This window comes from Azomonas macrocytogenes (genome assembly GCF_014191985.1).
In the GTDB taxonomy this organism is placed as follows: domain Bacteria; phylum Pseudomonadota; class Gammaproteobacteria; order Pseudomonadales; family Pseudomonadaceae; genus Azomonas; species Azomonas macrocytogenes.
The window spans coordinates 1-1,067 of sequence record NZ_JACHXI010000070.1 but is presented as its reverse complement, the minus strand read 5'-3'; the positions used below and the strand labels follow the sequence as shown (position 1 = coordinate 1,067).

General features: G+C 63.5%; 1 protein-coding gene. It reads right to left on the bottom strand.

The annotated features are described in order from the left end of the window. Positions 1-1,067 (bottom strand): glucose-6-phosphate isomerase (gene pgi / locus FHR87_RS18920; protein ID WP_183168305.1); only part of this gene is annotated, 1,067 nt, incomplete at both ends.

Here is a 1,067-nt window from a genome sequence, read left to right as displayed (position 1 = left end):
CGGAAATGATCGATCAGCCCCTGGGTCGAGGAATCCTCGGCCGGCTCTGCCTCGTAGCTGGTCAGGCGGTTGTAGACGTTCTTGCCCAGCTCCTTGCCCAGCTCCACCCCCCATTGGTCGAAGGAGTTGATGCCCCAGATCACGCCCTGGACGAAGATCTTGTGCTCGTACAGGGCAACCAGCGCACCCAGGCGATGGGGGTTGATGATTTCCAGCACCAGGGTATTGCTCGGCCGGTTGCCGGGGATCACCTTGTGTGGGGCCAGGCGTTCGATCTCGCCGGCGGACAGCCCCTTGGCGCGCAGCTCGGCCTCGGCTTCGGCGCGGGTCTTGCCCTGCATCAGCGCCTGGCTCTGCGACAGGCAGTTGGCGTACAGCCATTCATGATGGTCGGCCACCGGGTTGTGGCTGACCACCGGGACGATGAAGTCCGCCGGAATCAGCGGGGTGCCCTGGTGCAGCAACTGGTGGTAGGCATGCTGGCCGTTGCAGCCGACACCGCCCCAGATCACCGGGCCGGTGGTACAGGAGACCGGTGTGCCGTCCTGGCGCACGCTCTTGCCGTTGGATTCCATGTCCATCTGCTGCAGGTGCTTGACGAAGTTGCGCAGGTAATGGTCGTAGGGCAGGAAGGCATAGGTCTGCGCACCCCAGAAGTTGTGGTACCAGACGCCGAGCATGGCCAGCAGCACCGGCAGGTTGTGCTCGAACGGTGCGTTGAGGAAATGCTGGTCCATGTCGTAGGCACCGGAGAGCAGATCCTTGAAATTGGCCATGCCGATGGCCAGAGCGATGGGCAGACCGATCGCCGACCACAGCGAGTAGCGTCCGCCGACCCAGTCCCACATGGGGAAGATGTTCTTCTCGCGGATACCGAACTCAACGGCCGCCTGGCGGTTGCTGGTAACGGCGATGAAGTGCCGGTAGAGCTTCTCCTCGGTGCCGCCCTTGGCCAGATACCAGCTGCGGGCGGCCTGGGCGTTCTTCAGGGTTTCCAGGGTGCCGAACGTCTTGCTGGAGATGATGAACAGGGTGGTCTCGGCGTTCAGCTGGGCGGTGACTTCGCG